Origin of the sequence: Aeromicrobium sp. (assembly GCF_050700635.1) — a bacterium.
Lineage (GTDB): Bacteria > Actinomycetota > Actinomycetes > Propionibacteriales > Nocardioidaceae > Aeromicrobium.
Window position 1 is genome coordinate 15,108 of the sequence record NZ_JBOHDT010000174.1, and the last position, 23,722, is coordinate 38,829.

25 protein-coding genes, 1 tRNA gene and 1 riboswitch are annotated in these 23,722 nt (G+C 67.5%); of the genes, 7 read left to right on the forward strand and 19 right to left on the reverse strand.

Annotation, left to right across the window (positions count from 1 at the left end; genetic code table 11):
- Nucleotides 1-96 precede the first annotated feature (96 nt).
- Both sigK and ACRDPN_RS13695 read left to right on the forward strand, forming a co-directional pair.
- A complete protein-coding gene (gene sigK, locus ACRDPN_RS13690; protein ID WP_431449008.1) occupies nt 97-693 on the forward strand; it encodes an ECF RNA polymerase sigma factor SigK in 597 nt (198 codons plus the stop codon).
- Nucleotides 690-1,394, forward strand: coding sequence for an anti-sigma factor (locus ACRDPN_RS13695; protein ID WP_431449010.1), 705 nt, complete (start codon nt 690-692; stop codon nt 1,392-1,394). The genes sigK and ACRDPN_RS13695 overlap by 4 nt, the downstream gene beginning before the upstream one ends.
- 4 nt (nt 1,395-1,398) lie before the next feature.
- Here the strand turns inward: ACRDPN_RS13695 and gcvP are convergent, their stop codons facing one another.
- From gcvP to ACRDPN_RS13745, 10 genes are all read right to left on the reverse strand, one after another.
- Entirely contained in the window at nt 1,399-4,227 is a 2,829-nt protein-coding gene (gcvP, locus tag ACRDPN_RS13700) for an aminomethyl-transferring glycine dehydrogenase (protein WP_431449012.1), read from the reverse strand.
- 80 nt (nt 4,228-4,307) lie between these two features.
- Nucleotides 4,308-4,403: riboswitch (glycine riboswitch) on the reverse strand.
- A gap of 50 nt (nt 4,404-4,453) precedes the next feature.
- The gene (locus tag ACRDPN_RS13705) at nt 4,454-5,056 is read right to left on the reverse strand and encodes a MerR family transcriptional regulator (RefSeq protein WP_431449056.1); all 603 of its coding nucleotides are present in this window, start codon (nt 5,054-5,056) and stop codon (nt 4,454-4,456) included.
- 143 nt (nt 5,057-5,199) lie between these two features.
- On the reverse strand, nt 5,200-5,667 hold the full coding sequence (locus ACRDPN_RS13710; protein WP_431449014.1) for a bifunctional nuclease family protein: 468 nt from the start codon (nt 5,665-5,667) through the stop codon (nt 5,200-5,202).
- 4 nt (nt 5,668-5,671) lie between these two features.
- Nucleotides 5,672-6,388 carry a transcriptional regulator FtsR gene (gene ftsR, locus ACRDPN_RS13715; RefSeq protein WP_431449016.1) on the reverse strand — a complete coding sequence of 239 codons (717 nt, stop codon included), beginning with the start codon at nt 6,386-6,388 and terminating at the stop codon, nt 5,672-5,674.
- The gene (locus tag ACRDPN_RS13720; RefSeq protein WP_431449018.1) at nt 6,385-6,828 is read right to left on the reverse strand and encodes an FHA domain-containing protein; all 444 of its coding nucleotides are present in this window, start codon (nt 6,826-6,828) and stop codon (nt 6,385-6,387) included. The genes ftsR and ACRDPN_RS13720 overlap by 4 nt, the downstream gene beginning before the upstream one ends.
- Nucleotides 6,829-6,938: 110 nt before the next feature.
- Nucleotides 6,939-7,316, reverse strand: a complete 378-nt coding sequence (gcvH, locus tag ACRDPN_RS13725) for a glycine cleavage system protein GcvH (protein WP_431449020.1) — start codon at nt 7,314-7,316, stop codon at nt 6,939-6,941.
- Between the two features lie 39 nt (nt 7,317-7,355).
- Entirely contained in the window at nt 7,356-8,069 is a 714-nt protein-coding gene (locus tag ACRDPN_RS13730) for a DUF881 domain-containing protein (protein WP_431449022.1), read from the reverse strand.
- Entirely contained in the window at nt 8,062-8,394 is a 333-nt protein-coding gene (locus ACRDPN_RS13735) for a small basic family protein (protein ID WP_431449024.1), read from the reverse strand. The genes ACRDPN_RS13730 and ACRDPN_RS13735 overlap by 8 nt, the downstream gene beginning before the upstream one ends.
- Nucleotides 8,391-9,212, reverse strand: coding sequence for a DUF881 domain-containing protein (locus tag ACRDPN_RS13740; protein WP_431449026.1), 822 nt, complete (start codon nt 9,210-9,212; stop codon nt 8,391-8,393). The genes ACRDPN_RS13735 and ACRDPN_RS13740 overlap by 4 nt, the downstream gene beginning before the upstream one ends.
- The gene (locus tag ACRDPN_RS13745; protein ID WP_431449028.1) at nt 9,209-9,787 is read right to left on the reverse strand and encodes a CDP-alcohol phosphatidyltransferase family protein; all 579 of its coding nucleotides are present in this window, start codon (nt 9,785-9,787) and stop codon (nt 9,209-9,211) included. The genes ACRDPN_RS13740 and ACRDPN_RS13745 overlap by 4 nt, the downstream gene beginning before the upstream one ends.
- 178 nt (nt 9,788-9,965) lie before the next feature.
- Between ACRDPN_RS13745 and ACRDPN_RS13750 the strand changes: the two genes are divergently transcribed.
- On the forward strand, nt 9,966-10,583 hold the full coding sequence (locus ACRDPN_RS13750; RefSeq protein ID WP_431449030.1) for a superoxide dismutase: 618 nt from the start codon (nt 9,966-9,968) through the stop codon (nt 10,581-10,583).
- Between the two features lie 96 nt (nt 10,584-10,679).
- Here the strand turns inward: ACRDPN_RS13750 and ACRDPN_RS13755 are convergent, their stop codons facing one another.
- From ACRDPN_RS13755 to ACRDPN_RS13770, 4 genes are read right to left on the reverse strand one after another with little or no spacing between them, the layout of a single operon-like run.
- A complete protein-coding gene (locus ACRDPN_RS13755; RefSeq protein ID WP_431449032.1) occupies nt 10,680-12,638 on the reverse strand; it encodes a cytochrome c oxidase assembly protein in 1,959 nt (652 codons plus the stop codon).
- Entirely contained in the window at nt 12,635-13,135 is a 501-nt protein-coding gene (locus ACRDPN_RS13760; protein ID WP_431449034.1) for a copper resistance CopC family protein, read from the reverse strand. The genes ACRDPN_RS13755 and ACRDPN_RS13760 overlap by 4 nt, the downstream gene beginning before the upstream one ends.
- Nucleotides 13,128-13,781: a YcnI family copper-binding membrane protein gene (locus tag ACRDPN_RS13765; RefSeq protein ID WP_431449036.1), complete on the reverse strand. Its 654-nt coding sequence runs from the start codon at nt 13,779-13,781 to the stop codon at nt 13,128-13,130. Before ACRDPN_RS13765 ends, ACRDPN_RS13760 begins: the two co-directional genes overlap by 8 nt.
- Nucleotides 13,782-13,820: 39 nt before the next feature.
- Nucleotides 13,821-14,354 carry a hypothetical protein gene (locus ACRDPN_RS13770; protein WP_431449038.1) on the reverse strand — a complete coding sequence of 178 codons (534 nt, stop codon included), beginning with the start codon at nt 14,352-14,354 and terminating at the stop codon, nt 13,821-13,823.
- Nucleotides 14,355-14,376: 22 nt separating this feature from the next.
- On the opposite strand from ACRDPN_RS13770, the gene rocD reads away from it, so the two are divergent.
- Both rocD and ACRDPN_RS13780 read left to right on the forward strand, forming a co-directional pair.
- Nucleotides 14,377-15,582 carry an ornithine--oxo-acid transaminase gene (gene rocD, locus ACRDPN_RS13775; RefSeq protein ID WP_431449040.1) on the forward strand — a complete coding sequence of 402 codons (1,206 nt, stop codon included), beginning with the start codon at nt 14,377-14,379 and terminating at the stop codon, nt 15,580-15,582.
- Between the two features lie 184 nt (nt 15,583-15,766).
- A complete protein-coding gene (locus ACRDPN_RS13780; RefSeq protein ID WP_431449042.1) occupies nt 15,767-17,557 on the forward strand; it encodes an MFS transporter in 1,791 nt (596 codons plus the stop codon).
- Here the strand turns inward: ACRDPN_RS13780 and ACRDPN_RS13785 are convergent.
- A complete protein-coding gene (locus ACRDPN_RS13785) occupies nt 17,528-18,370 on the reverse strand; it encodes a class II glutamine amidotransferase (RefSeq protein WP_431449044.1) in 843 nt (280 codons plus the stop codon). The two genes, ACRDPN_RS13780 and ACRDPN_RS13785, sit on opposite strands and share 30 nt — an antisense overlap.
- A 258-nt stretch (nt 18,371-18,628) precedes the next feature.
- Between ACRDPN_RS13785 and ACRDPN_RS13790 the strand changes: the two genes are divergently transcribed.
- Nucleotides 18,629-19,729, forward strand: coding sequence for a helicase HerA domain-containing protein (locus tag ACRDPN_RS13790; RefSeq protein WP_431449046.1), 1,101 nt, complete (start codon nt 18,629-18,631; stop codon nt 19,727-19,729).
- Between the two features lie 65 nt (nt 19,730-19,794).
- On the opposite strand, the gene ACRDPN_RS13795 is transcribed toward ACRDPN_RS13790, so the two are convergent.
- Both ACRDPN_RS13795 and ACRDPN_RS13800 read right to left on the reverse strand, forming a co-directional pair.
- Nucleotides 19,795-19,871, reverse strand: a tRNA-Pro gene (locus tag ACRDPN_RS13795).
- A 67-nt stretch (nt 19,872-19,938) separates the two neighbouring features.
- Nucleotides 19,939-20,775 (reverse strand): alpha/beta fold hydrolase, encoded by an 837-nt coding sequence (locus ACRDPN_RS13800; protein WP_431449048.1) that lies wholly within the window; start codon nt 20,773-20,775, stop codon nt 19,939-19,941.
- A gap of 147 nt (nt 20,776-20,922) precedes the next feature.
- Here ACRDPN_RS13800 and ACRDPN_RS13805 point away from each other — a divergent pair, with 147 nt between their 5' ends.
- Nucleotides 20,923-21,264, forward strand: coding sequence for a DoxX family protein (locus ACRDPN_RS13805; RefSeq protein WP_431449050.1), 342 nt, complete (start codon nt 20,923-20,925; stop codon nt 21,262-21,264).
- Between the two features lie 25 nt (nt 21,265-21,289).
- Here the strand turns inward: ACRDPN_RS13805 and ACRDPN_RS13810 are convergent, their stop codons facing one another.
- Nucleotides 21,290-22,402, reverse strand: coding sequence for an alanine/ornithine racemase family PLP-dependent enzyme (locus ACRDPN_RS13810; RefSeq protein ID WP_431449052.1), 1,113 nt, complete (start codon nt 22,400-22,402; stop codon nt 21,290-21,292).
- Nucleotides 22,399-23,562 (reverse strand): DUF1611 domain-containing protein, encoded by a 1,164-nt coding sequence (locus ACRDPN_RS13815; RefSeq protein ID WP_431449054.1) that lies wholly within the window; start codon nt 23,560-23,562, stop codon nt 22,399-22,401. Before ACRDPN_RS13815 ends, ACRDPN_RS13810 begins: the two co-directional genes overlap by 4 nt.
- Between the last annotated feature and the right edge of the window lie 160 nt (nt 23,563-23,722).

Consider the following 23,722-nt stretch of genomic DNA (forward strand, 5'->3'; position numbering starts at 1 on the left):
AGCCAGGAGCGCACGGATTGGGCGGTGCATCGGACCCATCTCTACCGGAGGCAGCAGCGAATGGCAGGTAGAACCCGATTCGGTAGGGAGAGGAATGTGGCCCAGACCCACGCCGCAAACCGCCACCTCGGCGTAGCCGGCACGCGCGACACCGTCGACCTCTCCGAGCTCCTGATCCAGGTGGCGAGAGGCGACGAGTCATCCTTCGCGAAGCTCTACGACGCGTTGGGTCCGGCCGTCTACGGCCTCGCTCGTCGCGTCATCCGCGATCCCGCCCGCGCCGAGGAGGTCGCCCAGGAGGTGTTCCTCCAGGTGTGGCAGACCGCTGCACGATTCGACCCGGAGCGCGGCCGCGCCAAGAGCTGGGTCATGACGCTCGCGCACCGTCGAGCCGTTGACGCCGTCCGGCACGACCAGGCGGCCACGGACCGCGACCGCGCCTACGACTGGTCGTCCGGACCCGACTACGACGAGGTCAACGAGACCGTCACCATTCGGCTCGAGCACGAGCAGGTGCGCCGCTGCATGGAAGGCCTCACCGAGCTGCAGCGCGAGGCCATCAACCTCGCCTACTACCAGGGCTACACCTACACGCAGTGCGCCGAAGTCCTGGACGCCAACACGTCCACCATCAAGACCCGGATGCGCGACGGGCTGGTCCGCCTGCGTGACTGCATGGGAGTCGCATCATGAGCCTTGACCTCCATCACCTGATCGCTCCCTACGCACTCAACTCGCTCGAGGCCGACGACCGCAGTCGCTTCGAGGCGCACCTCGCGCTCTGCGAGCAGTGCCGTGTCGAGCTGGTCGGATTCCTGTCCACAGCTGCCCGTCTCGGCGAGGCCGAGGCGATGACACCTCCCCCTGAGCTGCGCGAACGCCTCGTCACGATGGCGGCATCCACCTCGCAGGAGCATCCCGTCGTCACCGCCATCTCCCAGCGCAGCCGCATGCGCCGGATGGCACCGCGGATCGGCCTCGTGGCCGCTGCCGCCGCTGCGATCCTGGGCATCGGAGGTTTCGTAGCCGAGCACGAGCGGGCGGACGACCTCAGCGCCGAACGCTCTCGCGTGGTGGCGGTGATGACCGCCGAGGACGGCAGCATGACCGCGGATGATGCCAACGGTGGTGGCAACGTGCGGGTGATTGCCTCGAAGAGCCACAACGCCGCGGTTGTGCTCGGCGAGTCACTGCCCACTCTCGATGACGACCGGACCTACCAGGTGTGGCACATGGAGGACGGCAAGCCCACGTCGGTCGGTCTGCTCGGCCACGGATCCGGCATGCTCTACGTCGCCAGTATCAAGGGCGCAGACGCCTACGCGGTCACGGTGGAGCCCGACGGTGGGTCACCCAGTCCCACCAGCGACCCGATCGCCACCGCGCCGGTCTGAGCCGTCAGGCGAACGCTTCGACCGGCGGGCACGAGCAGGCCAGGTTGCGATCACCGTAGGCCTGGTCGACACGGCCGACCGGCGGCCAGTACTTGTCCTCCGTCGACCCGTTCGGGAAGCAACCCGTGGCGATCGAGTAGCCGTGGGTCCAGTCGAGGAGCTCACGCGCGGTGTGCGGAGCGTTCGCGAGCGGGTTGTCGTCCGCCGGGTACTCCCCCGCCGCCACCGCGTCGATCTCGCTGCGGATCGCCAGCATCGCCTCGCAGAACCGGTCGAGCTCGGCGAGATCCTCGGACTCGGTCGGTTCGACCATCAACGTGCCCGCTACCGGGAAGCTCATGGTCGGGGCGTGGAAGCCGTGGTCGATGAGCCGCTTGGCGACGTCGTCGACGCTGAGGCCGGACGCTTTCGCACTGGGCCGGACGTCGAGGATGCACTCGTGCGCAACCAGGTCGTGCTCGCCCGTGTACAGCACCGGGAAAGCGCTCTCGAGGCGCTTCGCCACGTAGTTGGCCGAGAGCACGGCCACTGACGTAGCCTCGGCGAGTCCGTCGGCGCCCATCATCGCGATGTACGCGTACGTGATCGGCAGGATGCCCGCCGAGCCGTACGGAGCCGCGCTGATGGCGCCTATCCCCTCGCGCCGCGACTCCACCGGGTGCAACGGGTGGCTGGGCAGGAAGGGCACGAGGTGCTCGGCCACGGCGACCGGTCCGACACCAGGCCCGCCTCCGCCGTGCGGGATGCAGAACGTCTTGTGCAGGTTCAGGTGCGACACGTCGCCGCCGAACTGACCTGGTTTGGCGTGCCCGAGCAGGGCGTTGAGGTTCGCCCCGTCGACGTACACCTGGCCGCCGTGATCGTGCACGATGCCGCAGAGCTCGGCGATGCCGTCCTCGTAGACGCCGTGCGTCGACGGGTAGGTGACCATGATCGCCGCGAGGTCGTCGGCGTGCGCGTCACAGTGAGCGCGCAGGTCGTCGAGGTCGACCTCGCCGCGCTCGTTCGACTTCACGATGACCACCTTCATGCCGGCCATCACCGCCGACGCCGCGTTGGTGCCGTGGGCTGATCCGGGGATGAGGCACACCGTGCGGTGGTCGTCGCCCCGGCTGCGGTGAAAGGCAACTATGGCCAAGAGTCCGGCCAATTCTCCTTGTGAACCTGCGTTTGGCTGGACGGACACCTCGGCGTAGCCCGTGACCGTGGCCAGCCACGACTCCAGCGTCTCGATCAGCTCGATCAGCCCGGCAGCGTCCTCGGCCGGGACGAATGGGTGGAGGTCGGCGAAGCCCGGGAAGCTGATCGGCTCCATCTCGGCGGTCGCGTTGAGCTTCATCGTGCAGGAACCCAGTGGGATCATGCCGCGGTCGAGTGCGTAATCGCGGTCGCTGAGACGACGGAGGTACCGCAGCATCTGCGTCTCGCTGCGGTGCTCGTGGAACACCGGGTGGGTCAGGATCTCGTCGGTGCGCAGCAGGTTCTCCGGCAACGATGCCGGGAACTCGCCGCCCGAGCCCTCCAGGCCGAACGCCCGCAGCACGCGGAGCACGTGGTCGTCGGTCGTGGTCTCGGACGTCGTGATGCCGACGTGGTCGTCGTCGAGGCGCCGCAGGTGGATGCCATCGGCGTGCGCGGCCTTGACGACGTCGCCAGCGCGGCCGGGAACGTGGGCCACCACGGTGTCGAAGAACTCCTCAGCGACCAGCTCGATGCCGCCGGCGTGCAACCCACCCGCCAGCGACCGCGCCTGGCCGTTGACATGCTCGGCGATCCGTCGGAGCCCGCTGGGCCCGTGGTAGACCGCGTACATCGACGCCGCGACGGCAAGGAGCACTTGGGCCGTGCAGATGTTCGAGGTCGCCTTCTCGCGTCGGATGTGCTGCTCACGCGTCTGCAGCGCCAACCGGTAGGCCGGGCGCCCTGCAGCGTCGACGGAGACGCCAACCAGACGTCCCGGCAGCTGCCGCTGCAGTCCGTCGCGGACGGCCATGAACCCTGCATGCGGACCGCCGTAGAACATCGGGACGCCGAACCGTTGCGACGAGCCCACGACCACATCGGCGCCCAGCGACCCGGGCGACGTGAGCATGACCAGCGCGAGCGGATCGGTGACCACGACCGCGAGGCCACCGGTGGCGTGAACCGCCTCGATCGCCGGTGTGGGGTCGACGACCCGGCCGTCGGCGCGCGGGTAGGCGATGACGGCCCCGGCCGCCTCGGTGTCAGGGACACCGTCGGCGAGGTCGGCGACCTCGAGGGCGATGCCGAGTGCCTCCGCCCGAGTCTTGATGACCGCCAGTGTCTGCGGGAGGAGGCCGGCGTCGACGATGATCGGCAGGTCGTCCTGGCCGCGAGTCGCCCGGCGGATGAGTGTGAGCGCCTCCGCCGCGGCCGTGCCCTCGTCGAGGAGCGAGGAGTTCGCGGTCGTGAGCCCAGTGAGGTCCGCGACCATCGTCTGGAAGTTGAGCAGGGCCTCGAGACGGCCCTGTGAGATCTCCGGCTGGTAGGGCGTGTAGGCCGTGTACCAGGACGGGTCCTCGAGGACGTTGCGACGGATGACGGCCGGCGTGACGGTCGGGTGGTAGCCCAGACCGATCATGGCGACCCCGGGCCGGTTGCGATCTGCCAGGTCGCGCAGCCGCGCCAGCGACTCGGTCTCGCTCAGCGGTGGGGGTAGACCATTGGTCGCAGACATCTGGATGCCGGCCGGAATCGCCGCGTCCATGAGTGAGTCGAGGGAGTCGTAGCCCAGTGTGTCCAGCATCTTCTGCTGGTCGGCCGGGCTGGGACCGATATGACGGCGGACGAACAGATCGATCGGTGTCGACACGATGCGGGCTCCTGGGGTCGAGGCGATTAGGCCCCTCCCCTTCTGTCGCCCTGCTCGTTCCAGCGGAGCTCCAGAATCGCCTCGCTCACGTGGTCCTTGGTGCCTGAGAGGTTCCGGGGAGGAGTTGCCCCTTCGGCGCCGACGTGGATGCGATCGGTCTCTCCCACGTGATCTTCGGCAACCTCCAGCCTACCCGACCCCGCCGAGGATCAGGCGACGACAGGCGCTAGCTGCCGTGTCGGGCGCGTCGGCGTTCCGCGAGCTCGTCGCCGGCCACCGGATCCACGAGTGCGCGCTCGCTCGGGAGCTCGTGCAATGAGCCCTCGATCTCTTTCCAGACCCCACCGATGGCGATGCCGAAGACGCCTTGTCCGCCCTGCAGGAGGTCGACGACCTCGGTGGCCGAACGGCACTCGTAGACGCTCGCTCCGTCGCTCATGAGTGTCACCTGGGTGAGATCGTCGGTGCCGCGCTGGCGCAGGTGGTCGATGGCGACGCGGATCTGTTGCAGCGAAACCCCGGCGTCGAGCAGACGCTTGATGATCTTGAGCAGCAGGATGTCCTTGAAGGAGTAGAGACGCTGCGTACCCGACCCGGTGGCCGAGCGCACGGACGGCTCCACGAGTTTGGTGCGGGCCCAGTAGTCGAGCTGGCGATAGGTGATCCCGGCGGCGCTGCACGCCGTCGGCCCGCGGAAGCCGGTGTCCTCGGGCATCGGAGCGACGTCGTCGTTGAACAACAGGCCCTGATCGCCGGCGCGCGACGTGGCGTCCGTGACTTCGGGAGCGTTCGTGTCGTCGCGTCGCTCGATCATCGGTGTGCCTTCCAGACGTCGTAGGGGAAGACTACCTCCACGAAACTACATACGTGGAAACCCGGCAGCTGTCTCAAGGTATGCGTGAGGGTTTCCCAGGTCAACGACCGAGCGTGGTTGCCGGGCGTGTCGCCAACCCTCGACCAAACCTTGAGGGTTCAGGGCGCCTCAAAGTCCTCCGGCTCGACGGCATCGAGGAACTCGCGGAACTTCTCGATCTCCTCGTCCTCCTCACGCGTCGAGGTGATGCCGGCGACATCGAGCACGTCCTCGGCACACAGGATGCGTGAACCGGTGCGCAGCGCCAACGCGATCGAGTCCGACGGGCGGGCTCCGACCTGGGCGCCGGACTCGAAGTACAGCGTCGCGTAGAACACTCCCTCGTCGACGTTGTCGATCTGCACTTCACGCAGCTCGTCACCGAGGGCGGCGACCAGGCGTTGCATGAGCTCGTGGGTCAGGGGCCGGGGTGTCTCGGTGCCCTGCTGGGCGAAGGCGATGGCCGACGCCTCGACGGCACCGATCCAGATGGGCAGGTACCGGTCGCCCTCCAGCTCACGCAGCAGCACGAGTGGCTGGTTGGTGGGCATCTCCACCCTGACTCCGACGACCTCGACCTCACGCATGGTCTCAACCGCGCAGGCGGTTCCGGACGAGGACGGTGTGCAGCCGCACCGACAGCGCGGCCAGCGCGGCCGCGGCCTGCTCAGCGGCGTCCTGGTCGAGGCTGCGCGAACGTGGCGAGACGACCTGGTCGACCAGACTCGCCTCCCGATCGGCCTGGGTGCCGAAGTGACGGAGGTGCCGGGGCTCGAGTCCGAGCTGTGAGAAGTCGGCGATGAGCGCCGCGACCTGGAGGTCGTCGCCGTCGTAGTAGGTCTGGGTGGGACGGCGGGAGATCAGGCCGAACTCCTCGACGGTCTCGAGAGTGCCGGCGTCGAGGCCCGACGACTCGAGCAGCTCCTCGCGCGACAGGCGAAGCTGGCTGCGGCCGTCGAGGAACGTCTCGACCGTCGGCAGCCCGTCGTCGGCGAGCGCCAGCTGAGGGACGCGGGCGTTCTTTCCGCGAACGGTGTCTGGGACCAGGCCGCGATCCATCTCGTCGAGCAGTTGCCGGATGTTGCTGAGCGGCCAGAAGTTCTCCTGCTGACGGAGGATGAATCGAAGGCGCTCGACATCGGCGAAGGAGAACTTGCGGTAGCCGGAGGGGGTGCGCTCGGGCTCCAGCAGACCTTCGGACTCCAGGTAGCGGATCTTGCTGATCGTGAGGCTGGGAAACTCTCCGTGGAGCTCCTCGAGCACCTTGCCGATACCGAGGCGGGCGAGCTCCGGCGCGGCGTCGGTCACGCTCCGTCCTTCGACGATCCGGCGAAGTAGATCAGGCGGTACTTGCCGATCTGGACTTCGTCTCCCCCAGTGAGCGCCACGTCGTTGTCGATGCGGTCGCGGTTGACGTAGGAACCGTTGAGGCTGCCGAGGTCGGACACGACGTAGCCGGAGTCGCCGCGCGTGAAGGTGGCGTGGCGGCGCGAGACGCTGATGTCGTCGAGAAAGATGTCGCTGTCGGGGTGACGCCCGACAGTGACGAGGTCGGTGTCGAGCAGGAACCGGGCCCCGGCGTCGGGACCACGCTGTACCAGCAGCATCGCGCTTCCGGCGGGGAGGTTTTCGACGGCGTGGACGTCGTCGGTGGCCATCTCCTCGGTGTCGGCGTCGATCACCGGGATGTGGCTGGTTTCCTCGGGCGCCGGAACGGGCTTCGCGGTGGCATCATCGGGCGATGACATCGGCGATCACTCCTGCGTCTGCTCTGCTCGATCCGGGCTTCGCCGGACTGGTCGTGCACTCACCTTCCAACGTAGCACTCAGGAGCACCTGGGCAGCCGAACGAAACCGGTCACTCCGAGACGAGTGACCCGTATGCTTCGGGCGTCAGCAGCGACTCGGTGACGTCCTCGTCGGTGACGCGCACCTTGATCAGCCAGCCTTCGCCGTACGGGTCGCTGTTGATGACCTCAGCACCGCCGTCGAGCGTCTCGTTGCGTGCCATGACCTCGCCGCTGAGTGGTGAGAACACGTCGCTGACCGACTTGGTGGACTCCAGCTCGCCGATGACCGCGCCGGAAGCAACCGTGTCTCCGACCTGGGGCAGGTCGACATACACGATGTCGCCGAGCTGCTCTTGCGCGAAGTCGGTGATGCCGATGGTCGCGACATCATCGTCGAGCCGCACCCACTCGTGCTCCTCGCTGTAGTACAGGTCCTCAGGGATCACCGCGTGCTCCTTGCGCGTCAGAACCGGTTGAATGACCGGTCAGGATGTGGATCGAGCGTACTCGGGGCCCTTGACGTCGGCCAGAGCCGTGATGGTCACCTCGTCGCGCTCGACCACCGTGGCCCTACCCCCGACGTTCTCGACCCGGTCGATGAGCCCGCCGCGGAAGCGTACCGCCTCGGCCATGGTGCCGGGGTCTCCGATCGCCTCGATCGTGAAGGGACGTTTCACCTCGTTGCCGCCGACGCGGATGGCGCCCTCCTCGTCGAGGAAGTACGTCTGTGCCACCACCCTTGCTGTGCCGTTGATCGCGATCGCCTCGGCGCCCGCGTCGCGGAGCTCCTGGATCGCGTCGAGCAGCTGGCTGGACGACACGGACTCATCGGGGTCCTCGATCGTCACCACGACACCGGGGCCGGTGGCACCCGCGGATCCGGCGAGTATCGCCAGCTGGTCCGAACGACTGCGGGCTTGCTTCTCGGCGTCCTCCGAGCGCTGGGAGCTGGTGAGGAGCTCGTCGCGCGTCTCGGTCAGGTCGTCGATCTGCGTACCGAGACGCTCGTTGGCGGCATCGATCGACTTGAGGAGCTCGACCAGCTCGACACCGCGCACCGCCGTGTAGTCGGTCGCGTCGTCCTGGGATATCTGGGTGGTCATCGCGAAGGCCAGCACGCCGACGAGGCACCCGATCAGTAGGTGCATCCCGGTCGGTCGGGACCAGCGGCGGAACCGTGAGACGTAGGACTCAGGCATGGAAGATCCTGCGGCGAATGGCGGCGGCGTTCGCGAAGATGCGGATGCCGAGAACGACGATGACGCCGGTGGACAGCTGGGACCCGACGCCGAGCTGGTCGCCCAAGAACACGATGAAGCCGGCGATGAGGACGTTGGAGATGAACGAGATCACGAACACGCGGTCGTTGAACCGCCTCTCCCCCAGCGCTCGGAGGGCGCCGACCACAGCGTCGAGGGCGGCGACGATCGCGATCGGCAGGTACGGCTGGAGCCACACCGGCACCGTCGGTTGCAGCCAGATCCCGACTCCGACGCCGATCACGAGTCCGATCACCGGGATCATCGGCCCTCCTCCAAGTTCGTGGCGTGATTCAGCTCAAGTCGCTTGGCCGGAACGGCCGGCACGCTGCCGTCCGACGATGGTGTCACGTCGAACTTCACGCCGGCACTCTCGCGGCGTTTCTCCCAGTACGAGCCGGCCGGGTTCTGGGCGAATCGAGTCAGCAGGGCCTCTGTGTCACCCAAGGCGACGACGGTGTACGGCGGGCTGATCGAGCGGTAGTTCACGGTGATGGCGTCCGCTGCCGTGCGGATCGCGCTGAGCGAGCCGATTCGATTCTCGTTGACGGCCACGGCCTCGGCCCCTGCGTACCACAGGCCGTTGACCAGGATCTGGAGGTCGCGGTCGGTGATGCGCCCGTCGTCCGTCTCATCAGCGCCGTCGCGACTGTCATCCGCGGTGATGACGATGCCGGGGCCACGCGCGGCCTCGGCGGCGGCAAGCACACCAAGACCCGCTGGTCGGTCTCCCCTCTCATCGTTCGACTGGCGCATCGCTTGAACCTGGGCATTCAGGCTGGCCGCCGTGGCGCGTCGCTCGTCGAGCGTCTTCTGCCGCGACTCGATGTCGGCGGCCAGCGTCCGTCGCTCGAGCTCAGTGGCCGGCCGGTCGTCGCGGGTCTGGACCGCGGCCATCGTGACGAACAACGCGAGCAGGGCCACGACGATCCCGACGATGACACCTGCTCTCCACGTGCGACGGGGTTGCGTGCCCCGGAACACGTAGTAGTCGTCGTCGAGGGCGGACTCGGTGATCTGCTCGATCAGCCCTGTTGCCGTCCTGGTGATACCTCCGGAGGGCGGGGGTGTGTCGCGGCTCATGACCGCGCGGCGACCCTCGGCGTGGTGGCGAGCAGGCGCCGGACCTGAAAGGCATACAGAATGCCACCCCACCAGTAGAGGCCGACCCCCCAGATCGCGAAGGCCCAGCCGAACACGTCGGCGAGGTCCGCCACCGTGCCCTTGCCGTCGCCGAGGAGCAGCAGCGGGAACGCGTACAACAAGGCTGCGGTCGCCGCCTTACCGAGGAAGTGGACGGGCACCGAGCTGTAGCCGCGGGTACGCAGAAACGGCACGAGGCTGAACAGGAAGACATCGCGCAGCGGCAGGATCAGGGCCAGCCACCACGGGATGATGTCGCGCATCCAGAGCCCGACGACGACGGCGAGGATGAACAACCGGTCGGCGACGGGATCGAGGATCGCTCCGACGGTCGAGGTCTGGTTGAGACGCCGGGCCAGCTTGCCGTCGAGATAGTCGGTGATGCCCGCGACCATCAGCACGAGCAGGGCGAGCTCGTCCTGCTCAGGACCGAGGACCAGCCAGAGGAAGACCGGCACCAGCAGGAGCCGAATCACGCTCAGCAGGTTCGGGATCGTGACGATCCGGTCGGTCACGGGGGTTCCTCTCGGTGAGATGCTCGTTCAAGCCTAGGACATCCTCTCGGGCATCCGAGGGCTGACGTGCCACCCCGTCGACCCGGTCTTGCATACCGCCACGGGACTGACAGACTGAGGATCAGAACTGCACACGTCACATGCGGCACGCTCGAGTGCCCTGTCTCGAGGAGGATGCGTGGCCGACTACTCACTTCCCGACCTGCCCTACGACTACGGTGCGCTCGACCCGCACATCTCGGGCAAGATCATGGAGCTGCACCACAGCAAGCACCACCAGAACTACGTGAACGGTCTCAACACCGCCATCGAGAAGCTCGAGGAGGCGCGTGAGTCCAACTCGTTCGACTCGATCAACATGCTCGAGAAGAACCTCGCGTTCAACCTCGGGGGCCATGTCAACCACTCGATCTTCTGGAAGAACCTCACTCCCCAGGGTGGTGACAAGCCCGATGGCGAGCTCGGTGCAGCCATCGACGACCAGTACGGGTCGTTCGACACCTTCCGCGCCCAGTTCGAGGCGACGGCGCTGGGCATCCAGGGTTCGGGTTGGGCCATCACCGCCTGGGACACGTTCGGCCAGAAGCTCGTGATGGGCCAGCTGTACGACCACCAGAGCAACCTCTCACCGACGCTGATCCCCGTCGTCCTCCTCGACATGTGGGAGCACGCCTTCTACCTCGACTACCTCAACGTCAAGGGCGACTACGTGAAGGCTTTCTGGAACATCGTCAACTGGGCCGACGCCCAGGAGAGATTCACCGCAGCGACCGGCGGCGGACAGGTGCTGTTCTGACCGGTCATTGAGCCTGAGAGTCACCTCCCGGCTCAAGGGTCGTGTTCGACGGCGTTGGGATCTGGGGCACCTCCCGCGGGCCTACCCGTGGGGGACTCAGGGGTCCCGCCGTCGTCCGTGCTCGGCCAGGTCGCGCAAGTAGGCGTTGTAGGCGTTGAGCTCGGCGTCGTCGTCGCGGTCCGCCGCCCGGTCCAGGCGACGCGCCTCGCGGCGGTCCGACCGGATCCATCGCACGAACAGAGCGCCCATCACGAGCAGGAGCGGAATCTCCCCCATGGCCCAGGAGATGCCTCCGCCGAGATACTGGTCGGCCAGAAGATCCGTGCGGAATGGCCGGTCGATCTCCCGCCAGTACGACTCGGCGATCACGGTGCTCGACGACATCAGCGCGATCGAGAAGAACGCGTGGAACGGGATCGTCACGAGCAGCAGGCCGAACCGCACGATCGGCTGCAGGGACCTCGGCGACGGGTCCACCCCGACGAGCACGTAGAAGAACAGCGACCCCACAGCTATGAAGTGCAGCTGCATGGCCGCGTGTCCCCAGTGGCTGCCCATCAGCTGTCCGAAGGCCGGCGAGAAGTACAGGGCGTAGAGGCTCCCGACGAACAGCGCCGGCCCGACGATCGGATGTGTCACGACGCGGGCGAATCGTGAGCGCAGGAACCCGGTGAGCATCGCTCGGGGCGACACGTCTCCCGGTTGACGCGGACCCGGAAGCGTTCGCAGCGCCAGCGTGACCGGGGCTCCCAGCACCAGGAAGATCGGCGCAACCATCGACAGGACCATGTGCGAGACCATGTGCGCGCTGAACAGCACGTGGGAGTACTGGCTGAGGCCTCCGATGCCGGCCCAGGCGATCAGTCCGAGTCCGGTCATCCAGGCAACGGTGCGACCGAACGGCCACGCGTCGCCACGGCGCCGCAGCACGAGCAGCCCCTTCACATAGAGGGCGAGACCGAGTCCGACAACGGCGAGCGCTACTCCAGTGGGCTCCCACCCCCAGAGCAGCCGTGCCACCGACGGTGCCGCGGGCATCGGACCGCCGAGCAGCTCCTCGGCGGGCGTGGTGACGACGTCACTGGCCGGCGTGGGCGTACGCGACAGGGCGACGGCCAGCCCGATCGTCGCGGCCATGAGGAACACTTCACCGGCCGCAAGGCGCAGGAAGCCGTTGCCACGTTCGACGATCTGCCGTCGATGACGCCAGCCGAACACGCCGAGGAGCACGAGAGCCACCACCTTGGCGACGACGAGGCGGCCGTACGAGGTGCCGAAGACGTCACCCCACCCGACGAGTCGCACCGACGCGTTCGCGACACCGGACACCGCGACCGTGATGTAGGCCCACAGCGCGAGGGTCGAGTACCGGGCGACGGCGTCCGGAAGCCGCTTGCTTCCTCGCAGTGCCACCCAGCCGAGGGCGACGAGTCCGCCCACCCAGATGCTGACGCCGACGACGTGGAGGAAAAGACTCGTGGTCGCGAGGTCGTGCGAGGCGGACGACGTGGAGTGTCCGGTCAGCGAGACGGGCAGCAGGGTCGCCAGCGCCACCCCGAGCCAGACCGCCAGGGGTCGGACACCGATGGTCCATCGGCAAGCCGCTGCGACGATGCCGGCCGCGACCGCCTGGACGAGGAGCGCCCGTCCGAGTGAGGTCTCGAACGCCAGTGCCGTGAAGAGCGTGAACGACAGATCGGTGAGCGGGCGGGCGAACACGTCGCTGACCGTGAGAACGAACAGCACCAGGCTGGAGATCGACCACACGAACGCCCACCGCGACGCGAGAGCAACAGCCGAGACCGACAGCCCCTCCACCACGTCCTTGCCGGTGGGCAGCAGGAACACCGCAGCGAGGAGGAAGCCGGCGACTGCGACCGCCGCCAGCTGGGTGAGAAGGGTGATCGTGGGGAGCGCCCAGCCGACGAGCTGGCCGGGGTCGGGAATGCCGGCTGGGCTCGGCTTCGGCGCCCCCTGTCCGAGCTCGAGTGCAACGACCATCACCAGGATCCCGACGACGAATCCGCCCAGCGCGAGTCTCGAGACCCGCGTCATCCGTCCCTCCCCCGTCGAAGTGGAGCCAGGATCAAACCGACGGCGAGGACGGCAACAGCGAGACCGAGCACCAGGTGCCCACGGTGACGGTCGACGAAGGCCTCCTCGGGAACGGCAGCGGCCTTCTTGACGTCGCGTCCGGACGTGGTCGTGAACGTGAGCTCACCGGCGACCGGGTGCCCGTCGGCCGACACCACCCGATAGGCGATGGTGTAGCGGCCGCGTTCGTCGCTGTCGGCGACGTCCGCAGTCAGGACACGGTCGACCGTCCGGACGTTGGACGTCTTCACCCGTGTCCCGCTCGGCGCCGTGACGGCGACGAAGCCTGATCCGACGTTCTCACTGAACGTCATCGACACAGCTCGTGGCGCCGTGGTCAGGCTCGATCCGTCGGCGGGGTCGGACCCGACGAGCGTCGCATGCGCCGCCGCCGGACCAGACCCCACCGTCAGGATCGCCAAGGCGGCAACAGCTGCCATGAGGACGAATCTAGGCACGACGTCGATTCTGACGCAGCGCCAGGAAGAGTGCGACGACGGCCGTCACGAGCGCCACTCCGGACATGGTTCGCGCGAGTGTGTCGTCCGACTCGGTGGCCGCGGACTTCACGACCTCAGGTGCTGCGAGCTCGAGCGTCGGCGCCGGATGCTCGGGCTCTTCAGCACCCTTCTTCGTCGGCTCGTCCCACGGGACGACCTCGCCGTCGTCGTAAGTCTGTTCTGCGGAGAAGCTCATCGTGCGCACCTTCGGGAAAGGCCCGGCCGAGAGTGCGAACTCGTCGAACTCGCCTGGAGCGATGCCGTCGCCCGATGTCGTCCACGTGACAGTGCGGACGGCCTTGGACAACGTCGTGCCATGGACCGTGATCGGATCGGCCAGGTCGGCTTCCTTGACGTCGAGCTTCCACCCAGGCTTCGTCTGCGCGCTGACGAAGGCGAACGGTGTGTCCTCCGGGAGGGTGATCCGGATCTTGGTGGTGGCGGCCGTCTCGGACTCGGAGGGCACGCGGAACACGACCTTGCCGAAGCCGCCCGCCGCGGCATCCGAACTGGAGACGGTGACATGGGCAGAAGCCGGTGATGCGGACAGGATGAGGGCAGCGGTGATGAGCGCAGCACCGAGCCGCGCGAGGTTTCGTGACATGAGAGATCTTTCCGTGAGGGAGTGTGGGTGTCGGACGACTCAGGCGAAACCGACCGGTGGACCCCGTCCCTCGATGGCGTGAGCCAGCATGATCCGGCGCAGCGGCCGCGATGAGACCACCGGCACCGGTGCAACATTTCGCGGTGCAACCGGCACCACTCGGGTGATGGCCAAGGGGTGCAGGCCGATCCGATCGGCCAGCGTCCACAGCGCGTCCTCACCGTGCCGCAGCATCCACGCACTCACCGCCGTGCCGGTGACGTGGGCAACGAGCATGGTGGAATCGGTGGTCGATCCCCCGGTAGGGGCGGACACCAGGTGCACGACGACCTGTCCGATGATCAACAGGCCGATCAGCTGAGACGTCGTGAAGCGGCGCCCTGCAAGCACGACGGCGATCAGCCAGGTGCCGACGAGGACGGCGCCCAAAGCCGCGACCGAAGCTCGGCCCCCGGCCGAAAGGTGCGCGCCGGCGGCCAGAAGAGTGCACGTCAAGGCGGCAGAAATCGCTCGCCCGGAGCGAAGCAGCAATCCCGTGGGGCGCAATGCGGCCTCGATTTGCGGGTGATGCACGCCCCGAGGATAGCCTGACGACATGGCTACCGTTTCCGGCGACTTCATCACGCTCGATGAGCAGTGGGGCGCGCACAACTACCACCCACTTCCCGTCGTGATCTCCGAGGCCGAAGGGGCCTGGGTCACCGACGTCGACGGCAAGCGCTACCTCGATTTCCTGTCCGGGTACTCCGCGCTGAACTTCGGTCACCGGCACCCGGAGCTCATCCGCGCGGCCCACGACCAGCTCGACCGGCTCACCCTGACCTCCCGTGCCTTCCACAACGACCAGTTCGGTGCGTTCTGCCAAGAGCTCGCCGGCCTGACCGGCACCGAGATGGTGCTCACCATGAACACCGGCGCCGAAGCGGTCGAGTCCGCCATCAAGGTGGCCCGCAAGTGGGCGTACGAGGTGAAGGGCGTCGAGTTCGACTCCGCCGAGATCATCGTGGCGGCCGGCAACTTCCACGGTCGCACCACGACCATCGTCTCGTTCTCCGACGACCCGGCTGCACACGACAACTACGGGCCCTTCACGCCCGGTTTCATCACCGTGCCGTTCGGCGACGCCGAGGCGGTGCGCGCCGCCATCGGACCGAACACGGCGGCCGTGCTGATGGAGCCCATCCAGGGCGAGGCCGGCGTCATCGTGCCCCCCGAGGGTTTCTGGGCAGACGTCCGTGCGGCATGTGACGAGAACTCGGTGCTGATGATCGCCGACGAGATCCAGTCCGGACTCGCCCGCACCGGCGAGCTGTTCGCCCTCGACCACGAAGACGTGCGCGCCGACCTCTACACCCTCGGCAAGGCGCTGGGCGGTGGCATCGTCCCGGTGTCCGCGGTCGTGGGCCGGCGCGACGTGCTCGGCGTGCTCAAGCCCGGTCAGCACGGCTCCACGTTCGGCGGCTACCCGGTGGCCTGTGCGGTCGGACGAGCAGTCGTCGAGCTTCTCGCGAAAGGTGAGTTCCAGCAGCGCTCCACTGAGCTCGGCCATCACCTGCACAAGCGACTTCACGAGCTCACCGACGTCGGCGTCGCCGAGGTCCGCGGCCGCGGACTGTGGGCCGGCGTCGACATCGATCCGACCGTCAAGACCGGCCGCGAGGTCTCGATGGCCCTCCGCGACCAGGGCGTGCTCTGCAAGGAGACCCATGAGCACACGCTGCGCATCGCTCCCCCGCTGGTCATCACCCGCGAGGAGGTCGACCACGCCGTCGACGCCCTGGGCAACGCTCTGAAGGCCTGACCTGCCAACCCGGCCATGAGCCTTGACAATCGGCCTATGGTGAGCGGCAACCATGACACCAACCACTGGCTCGCCTCGCCCAAGCGCGAAGAGTTCTTCGGACCACTCGGAATCACGAATGTCCGGACGTTCACCGATCCGTAGTACCCCGCGCGGGTCGCGATCACGAGTGGGATGAAGAATCGTGCCTGCCGGTAGCTCCCAGGAGCCAGAGACGAGCCCGACGCAGAAGACGAGCTGGTTGCCGCTCGTGGCCTTGGCCATCGCCCAGTTCGTCATGGTGCTGGACCAGTCGGCGATGAATGTCTCGATCAGCGCTCTGGTGGCCGACTTCGACACGACGGTGACCACGATCCAGGCGGTGATCACGCTCTACTGCCTGGTGATGGCCATGTTCATGCTCACCGGAGGCAAGATCGGTGACATCATCGGCCGGCGGAGGGCGTTCGTCATCGGCTTGATCATCTATGCCTGCGGTTCGGCGATGACGGCGCTGGCGCCGACCGTGGCCGTCCTGACCCTTGGCTGGTCGATCCTCGAAGGGCTCGGTGCCGCGCTGGTCTTGCCCGCGATGGTGGCCCTGATCGCGGGCAACTTCGAGGGCGCGTCGCGCAAGGTGGCGTACGGGGTGATCGGCGGGGTAGCCGGGGCAGGGATCGCCGTGGGGCCGATCCTGGGCGGCTGGGCGACCACGGAGTACTCGTGGCGGATCATCTTCGCCGGCGAGGTGCTGTTGGTGGCGCTGATCCTGGTGATGACCCCGAAGGTGGCCGACGCCGTACGAACCGGCCCGGCGCCGAAGCTCGACATCGTTGGCACCGTCCTCTCCGCAACGGGCCTGGGCCTGGTCGTCCTGGGTGTCCTGCAATCGAGCACCTGGGGCTGGATCAAACCCAAGGAAGACTCACCGGTCACGCCGTTCGGCTTCTCGCTGACGTTCTTCGTCGTGGGTGGCGGTGTGGTCCTTCTATGGGCGTTCACGCAGTGGCAACGGCGCCGAGAGAACAGCGGACGCGACCCGCTGGTGCACCTGGCGATGCTGAAGATCGCCACACTGCGCTCCGGTCTGATCGGTCTGTTCACCCAGAACCTGATCCTGATGGGCGTCTTCTTCACGATCCCGCTATACCTGCAGCTGGTGATCGGGCTCGACGCCCTGGAGACCGGCCTCCAGATGCTGCCCGTCTCCATCACCATGTTCCTCGCCTCCGCGGCCGGGTCACGGTTGTCCGGCCGCTACTCCGTCCGGTCGATCGTGCGGGCCGGCCTGGTGTCCGTTTTTGTCGCGACCGTCATGCTCATGGCCACGATCGAGCCGGAGCTGGACAACCCGAGCTTCCTCTCGTCGATGGCGGTGCTGGGTGTTGGCATGGGGCTGATTGCCTCCCAGCTCGGCAACGTCGTTCAGTCCTCGGTTGATGCCTCGGGCCGGGGCGAGGCCGGCGGCCTGCAGTTCACCGGCCAGCAGCTCGGCTCGTCATTGGGAGTCGCCCTGCTCGGCGCGATCGTGTTGTCCGGACTCACCTCCGCGTTCGTCTCCAACGTCTCGACCGATGAGCGGATCAGCAGCGCAGTCTCCGAGCAGGTCGGCGTAGCCGTCGGGTCCGGAATCGACTTCGTATCCGCCGACCAGATCGGAGCCGCTGCCCGTGAGACAGGGCTGGACGAGCCGACCGCCGAGGCGCTCGTCGACGACTACGAGTCCGCGCAGCTACAAGCGCTCAAGACCGGGCTGCTGGCTGCAGCCTTCCTGGCCCTTCTCTCCCTGGCCTTCACCAAGGATCTGCCGCATGAGGCGCCCACCAAGAAGCAGGAACCTGACGAGACTCGGGCGGGAAGGGCTCTGTGCGCCGAAGACCGGACTTGCTCTCTTCTAGGAAACGGAGCATCCGGTCCGACGCAGCAACTGCTTCGGCTTGTGCTTGACCCCGCTGCGGTCACGGTCTCATTTCGGTGTGGACACGAGCAAGGGTGAGAACTCGCGCAGCTCCTCCTGGCCAGCATGCACGATCAGGCACGTGGACTCCGGAACCTCCACCCACGCTCCCTGCAGATCTCCGAGCGGCTCGGAAACCACCAGCCGGGCGTCATCGGACAGTTCTTGGAGGACGTCGTTGTCGGGATACTGAAGACGGAGCGTGGAGATGTCAGCGCTGTGGAAGAGCGAGCGAGACCTGCCCTCGCTGGAGTAACGAAACGCCCACGTGGTGTCCCCATCGGTGGTGGCCACCGTCATCTGGATCGGCTGCTCAACGCCGTGGCGTCGCCCTACCTCCTCGATGAGGGCGACCGCTCGAGCGACCGCTGACGGCGGGTCCGCTTGGAGTCCGAAGGTCAGCGCGAGGAAGAAGAAGATCTCGGAATCCGTGGATCCCTCGATGTCCGGAAAGAGGGCAGCGTCAACGGCCAGGGTCAGATCCCGCTTCACCGACGAAAAGTCTGCGATTGCCCCGTTGTGCATCCACAGCCAACGGTCGTGGCGGAAGGGATGGCAGTTGGTCTGCTGGACGGCCGTGCCGGTCGTCGCACGGATATGGGCGAAGACCCGACCGGCGGATGCTTGGGCGGAGAGCTCCCGCAGGTTGCGATCGTTCCACGCCGGCTCGATGCTGTGGTAGATGCCTGGTGTCTCCAGGGCGCCGTACCAGCCGACACCGAAGCCGTCCCCGTTGATGGGCTCCACGCCCAGCCGTGAGTGCTTGCTTTGCATCACGAGGGAGTTCTCGGGCTTGAACAGAAGGTCCTCCAGAAGCACCGGCGAACCTGAGTACGCGAGCCAACGACACATATCGCTCTCCCCTTCCAGTCCAGTACAGAGCGGGACGCAGCGCCGCGGATCACCCGCCGGGTGTGAGGTCGAACTTGCAACGGGGGTTCCTAGTGTGGTGCCGCCGGTGTGACGTCCTTGCCGCCGCGGAGGGAATCCGGCACAAGCACGCCACCGCGGTCGGGTGGTCATCAAGCTGGACAACAGCATCTCGATGGGGGCGTGAGGCTCACTCGCTGCGGGGAAGTGCTTCATCCGGTCGCGGGCGACCATGTCGCCATGTCTGACGTGACGACCCCTGGGGACGGCTTGGTCGATGAGTTGGCCGAGCAGGTCGCGAGCTACCGGTCCACTCGCGAGCGCCTCGAACGCGGAACCTTGCCTCTGGCGACGTCAGTGGACGGGGTGACCTTCGAGTTCCAGGCGTCGTTGCACGAGCTGACGCTCGAGCGTGGCTGCTACGTGATGCTCGATGGGGACGACGGTGCCCGGCTGGGTCAGGTCACCGACATTGCCAGCGACTCGGCGCGCGTCGACATGAATCGCGAGGGCGGCGGACCCACAAGCATCGTGCTACGGATCGCGCGCGGCTCGGGTCTGATCCTCGACCACGTCGGGACATCGTTCCACGACGTGCGAGTTCGGCTCGCCGAACCGCACGAGGTCAGTGCGGTGCTCGCCGGGCCCAACCCCGATCGGGCCGGGCTCACGATCGGCGAGCTGCTCCACGCACCCGGCGTGCCGGCAGTGCTGGACAGCGGGGGCTTCAACCGGCACACATTCATGTGCGGGCAGTCCGGGTCAGGCAAGACCTACTCACTGGGTCTGCTGCTGGAGCAGATGCTGGCGGAGACCGAACTGCGAGTCATCATCCTGGACCCGAACTCTGACTACGTCGGGCTGAGCCGGGTCCGGCCGGACGCAGACCCCATGGTCTCGGAGCGCTACCGGGATGTTCCCGACCAGGTGGCCGTGTGGGGCAACGACGAGCGCGCAGACCATCTGTTGCGGCTCCGGTTCGCGGAGCTCGACACCAACGCACAGGCCGCGGTCCTCGGCCTCGATCCGGTGCAGGACCGCGAGGAGTACGCCGTTCTGGCCGACCTCCTGCGGCAGGTGGGGGCCGACCGGCAGCTCATCGAGAGCCTCGACCAGCTCACCGGATCCGACTCGCCCAGCGCCCAGCAGCTCGGACTGCGTGCTGCCAACCTCGGGGTGCTTGACTGGGACGTCTGGGCTGGCGACCAACCATCGATCCTGCAAGACCTGGACAAGCCCAACGCCCGGTGCACGGTTGTCCCCCTGGGCTCGCTGGGCACCGTCGAGGAGCAACGGCTGGTGGCCCAGACCATCTTGTCGAGGCTGTGCAGGTGGGAATAGGGCCGTGTGGTTCAAATGTCAAACCGGCCCTGACCTAGCGTTTCCACTGGTCAGAGCCGGTTCTTTGGTCGGGCTGACAGGATTTGAACCTGCGACCCCGTGACCCCCAGTCACGTGCGCTACCAAACTGCGCCACAGCCCGATGGCCCGTCGTCCAACGAGCCGAATGAAACCCTATCGCAGCGCGTCGTGGCAGCCCACGATAGGGCTCAGCGTTCGGCGAGGAACTCCAGCAGCGCCGCGTTGAACTCGTCGGCATGGCTCACATTCAGGCCGTGCGGGCCACCCTCGATGAGGGCCAGCGTGCTGTCGGCGACGCTCTCGTGGGTACGCCGGCCGCTGACCTCGAACGGCACGATCGCGTCGGAGTCGCCGTGCACGACGAGCACCGGCACGTCGATCGTGGCAAGGTCGTCGCGGAAGTCCGTACGCGAGAACGCGCCGATGCAGCCGACCAGGGCGGCGTCGGCGGCCGGCCGCGTCAGCCGGAACGCGTCCTGCTTCTCGTCCTCGCTGACCTTCAGGTCATCGCCCGCGGAGAAGAAGCCGGTGAGGAAGCTGTCCAGGAACTCCTCTCGGCTGTTCGCGGCTCCGTCCCGGAACTGCTCGATGGTCGCATCGTCCAGTCCGCCGTCGGGATTGTCCTCCGACTTGTACAGGTATGGCGGCACGGCGGCCGCGAAGACCGCGGACCGCACTCGCTCACTGCCGTACCGACCGAGGTACCGCGCGACCTCTCCCCCGCCCATCGAGAAGCCCACCAGCGTGACCTCACGAAGGTCCAGCGCGCGGAGCAGCGCTTCGAGGTCGGCCGCGAAGGTGTCGTAGTCGTACCCGGTGTCCGGCTTCGACGACTGGCCGAACCCCCGGCGGTCGTAGGCGATCACCCGGTGTCCCGCGCCCTTCAGCGCGCCGATCTGGTCGTGCCAGGACTCTGCGCTCAGCGGCCAGCCGTGAATCAGTACGACGGGCCGGCCGTCGCCTCCGGAGTCCTCGTAGTGCAGCGTGGCGGTGGTTGCCGGTGCCGTGGAGTCGACTGTTGGCATCGTCATTCCTTCCTCGAAGGTCGTACCCCGTTCCTGCCATGCTGTCAGGCGCGTCGGCGCCACACACCCGCTTCACCCCGTTGATGTCACAGATTCCGATCGCACGGTGTCGCTTCGGTAGACCACCGATCCGAGAGGATCTGCCCGATGCCTGCCTACCCCGAGCCCGAGTGGCCGCTGCTCGTTCTGGCCGTCATCCAGGTCGTGGACGCGATCCTGTGCATCGGGCCCGCGCCCTTCGTACGTGAGTGCCTGGAGGCCGTGCACCTCCCGCGCCGGATGTGGCCGCTGCTCACACCGCTCAAACTGGCCGCCGCGGCCGGACTGGTCGGCGGTCTGTGGGTCCCCTACTTCGGTCTCGTCACCTGCGCCGCTCTCGTCGCATACTTCCTGATCGCGATCGGCATGCACCTGCGCGCACGCGACCTCGGTTCGCGGCTGTTCGTCAACGCGTCCGGGATGCTCGTCCTGTCGCTCGCGACGGGGTAGGTGTGCCTGTGATCGTCGTCCGCCGTCAGGCGACGTCGGCCCCTCTCCGGGGCGGCGGGTACCCGACGGGCAGTACGGCGCCGTGCTCGACCTTGGTCGCGAACGGCGACGTCATGGCGCGCAGGAGAGCGCTGTAGTCGAGCTGGAAGGCGATCTCGTCGCCGACCGATACCTCGTGGTCGCCGACGTCGACAACGAGGTGGTCGCTGCTCGTCCCCATCACGGTGATGCCCTCCGGCGGCCTGAGACCGTCCGGGTCGACGTCCTGCCGACCGACGGCAAGGATCGCCTGCCGGACGGTACCGGTCCGAACGCGCCGCGGTCGCTCACCGAATGCCGCCTGGGCGGCGTCGCCCCACGGCTGCGCCGGCTTCTCCCTCGCCTCGATCACCTCGGCCACCAACGTGAACGCGTCCGTACGAAGGCCCGCGATCGGGCGTCGTTGCAGCGGCTCGGTGCCGAGCAGTATGGCCTCGCCGAGACGTAGCTCGTCGATGCGCCCGACGTCGTCGGCCGCCAGCGCCCAGTCGAGGTTGGCGGAGTTGCCGCCGGACACGACCGACAGCTCGTTCCCACAGGCGAACTCGACCTGCTCCACGAGTCTGGAGAGCTCGGCCATCTTGCGGTCGTCGGGCGCGATGCCGTTCTGGCATGCCAGGTTCGTTCCGAGGCCTAGCAGCCTCAGTCCCGGCTGCCTGCCGACGACCAGCGCGAGGTCGACCACGTCGCTGGCGGGGACACCTTCGCGCAGGTCACCGAGCTCGACCATCAGGATCACGGCATGCGTGGTGCTCTGCCGCGTCGCAGCCGTCGAGAGCGCCTCGAGTACGACGGCCTCGGTGTTGAGGCTGATGTCGGCGTTGCGTACGACGCGCGCGACCTCGCTCGGCATCGGGGACCGGATGAGCGTGATCGGCCCGGTCACGCCCGCGGCGCGCAGCCGGACCACGTTCTCGACGCGAGAGTCGCCGAGCCCGGTGACCCCACCTCGGAGCATGGCGTCGGCCACGCCCGGGGACCCCAGGGCGGCCTTGGTGACACCGGTGACCCGGATGCCCTTGAGGGCCAGGTGATCGACGAGGACACGCGCGTTCCGTGCAATCGCCCCCAGGTCGACCTCGAGGCGAGGCGCCGTCACCGGGTACTCGTGGCGGGGCTCACCTCGAGTGCGGGGAACGAGCGCAGCACCATGTCGACCAACCGGTCCAGGTCGCGGGTCAGCGGATCGGTCGCCGGCAGCCCGAGCTCGACCTCGAGCTCGTCGATGGCGGTGCCGATCTCGTCGTCGGTCATGTGCTCGTGGTTGACGGTGACGCCGATGACCTTCGTGTCGGCGAACGCCTCGATCAGCCGTACCTCATCGGCGACGTCGGGCATCGGCACCATCGGGAAGTCGCCGAGCACCTTACGCTTCGGCGCGTGCTGCACGATGACACCGGCCGGTCGACAGCCGCGTACGATCTGGGCCGACGACAGGTAGGCGGGATGACTGAGCGCGCCCTGTCCCTCGACCACGATCACGTCGGGGTCCTCGCCCTCGAAGGCCGCGACGACCTGCGCCTCCACCTCACCCGAGCAGAACTGGGGGACGAGCGCGTCCAGCGCAACGCCGTACTTCCCGCCCTGGATCAGCGTCGTCTGTCCGGTGCCGACCATGACGGCCCTGATCCCGCGCGCGTTGAGGGCCTGTACGAGCAACGTCGCGGTGGTGCGCTTGCCGATGGATCCGTCCGTGCCGAGGATGGCGATCCGAGGACAGGTCACGTCGAAGATCCGGCCGGAGAAGAGATGCAGATCCTTCTTCTCCTTGGGACGGCGGACGTCGGTAATGGTCACGCCGGCCAGCAGGCTCGCCCCGACGAACTCGGGGTCGTCGTTCAGGAACTCGTGGAGACCGTTGATGATGTGCATTCCCCGGGCGATGCCGTCGAGCAGGACCGTCCGCTGTGCCCGCGAGAGCAGACCGTCGGCCGGCGCCACACCACAGATCAGGTAGTCGGGTACGCGACCGGCGTGCGCGATGGCCTCCGCCAGGCCGGGCAGCACCGGAATCCCGTTGGCCGCGCCGTCCAGGAACGTACCGGCGTCCACGCCGCTCTGGCGGCTGTCGATGACACTCAGGATCTCGTACTTCTCCGAGTGCCGAACGAGCCCGTTGGCGGTCTTGCCGTCCTGCTCGCCGAACTGGCCCTCGCAGTAGACGACTGCCGACGAGCCACGCGGAACCGACGCGACCTTGCTCGGCTCGAGCGCGGAGCCGGCGCCGACAGAGACGGAGTTGGACACATACGGGGACATTGCACTCCTCTGAGAGTTCAGAGGAGCCGACGGAATCGAGGCGAGGCCGTGCGAGGCCCAACGGTCAACGAAGAAGTCTTCTCTGATTGGTCGGCAGAGTTGCCGCCATCCCAACCATAGCAGCACGATCCCACCGGCCGGGCCGTCGTGACGGCGGGGC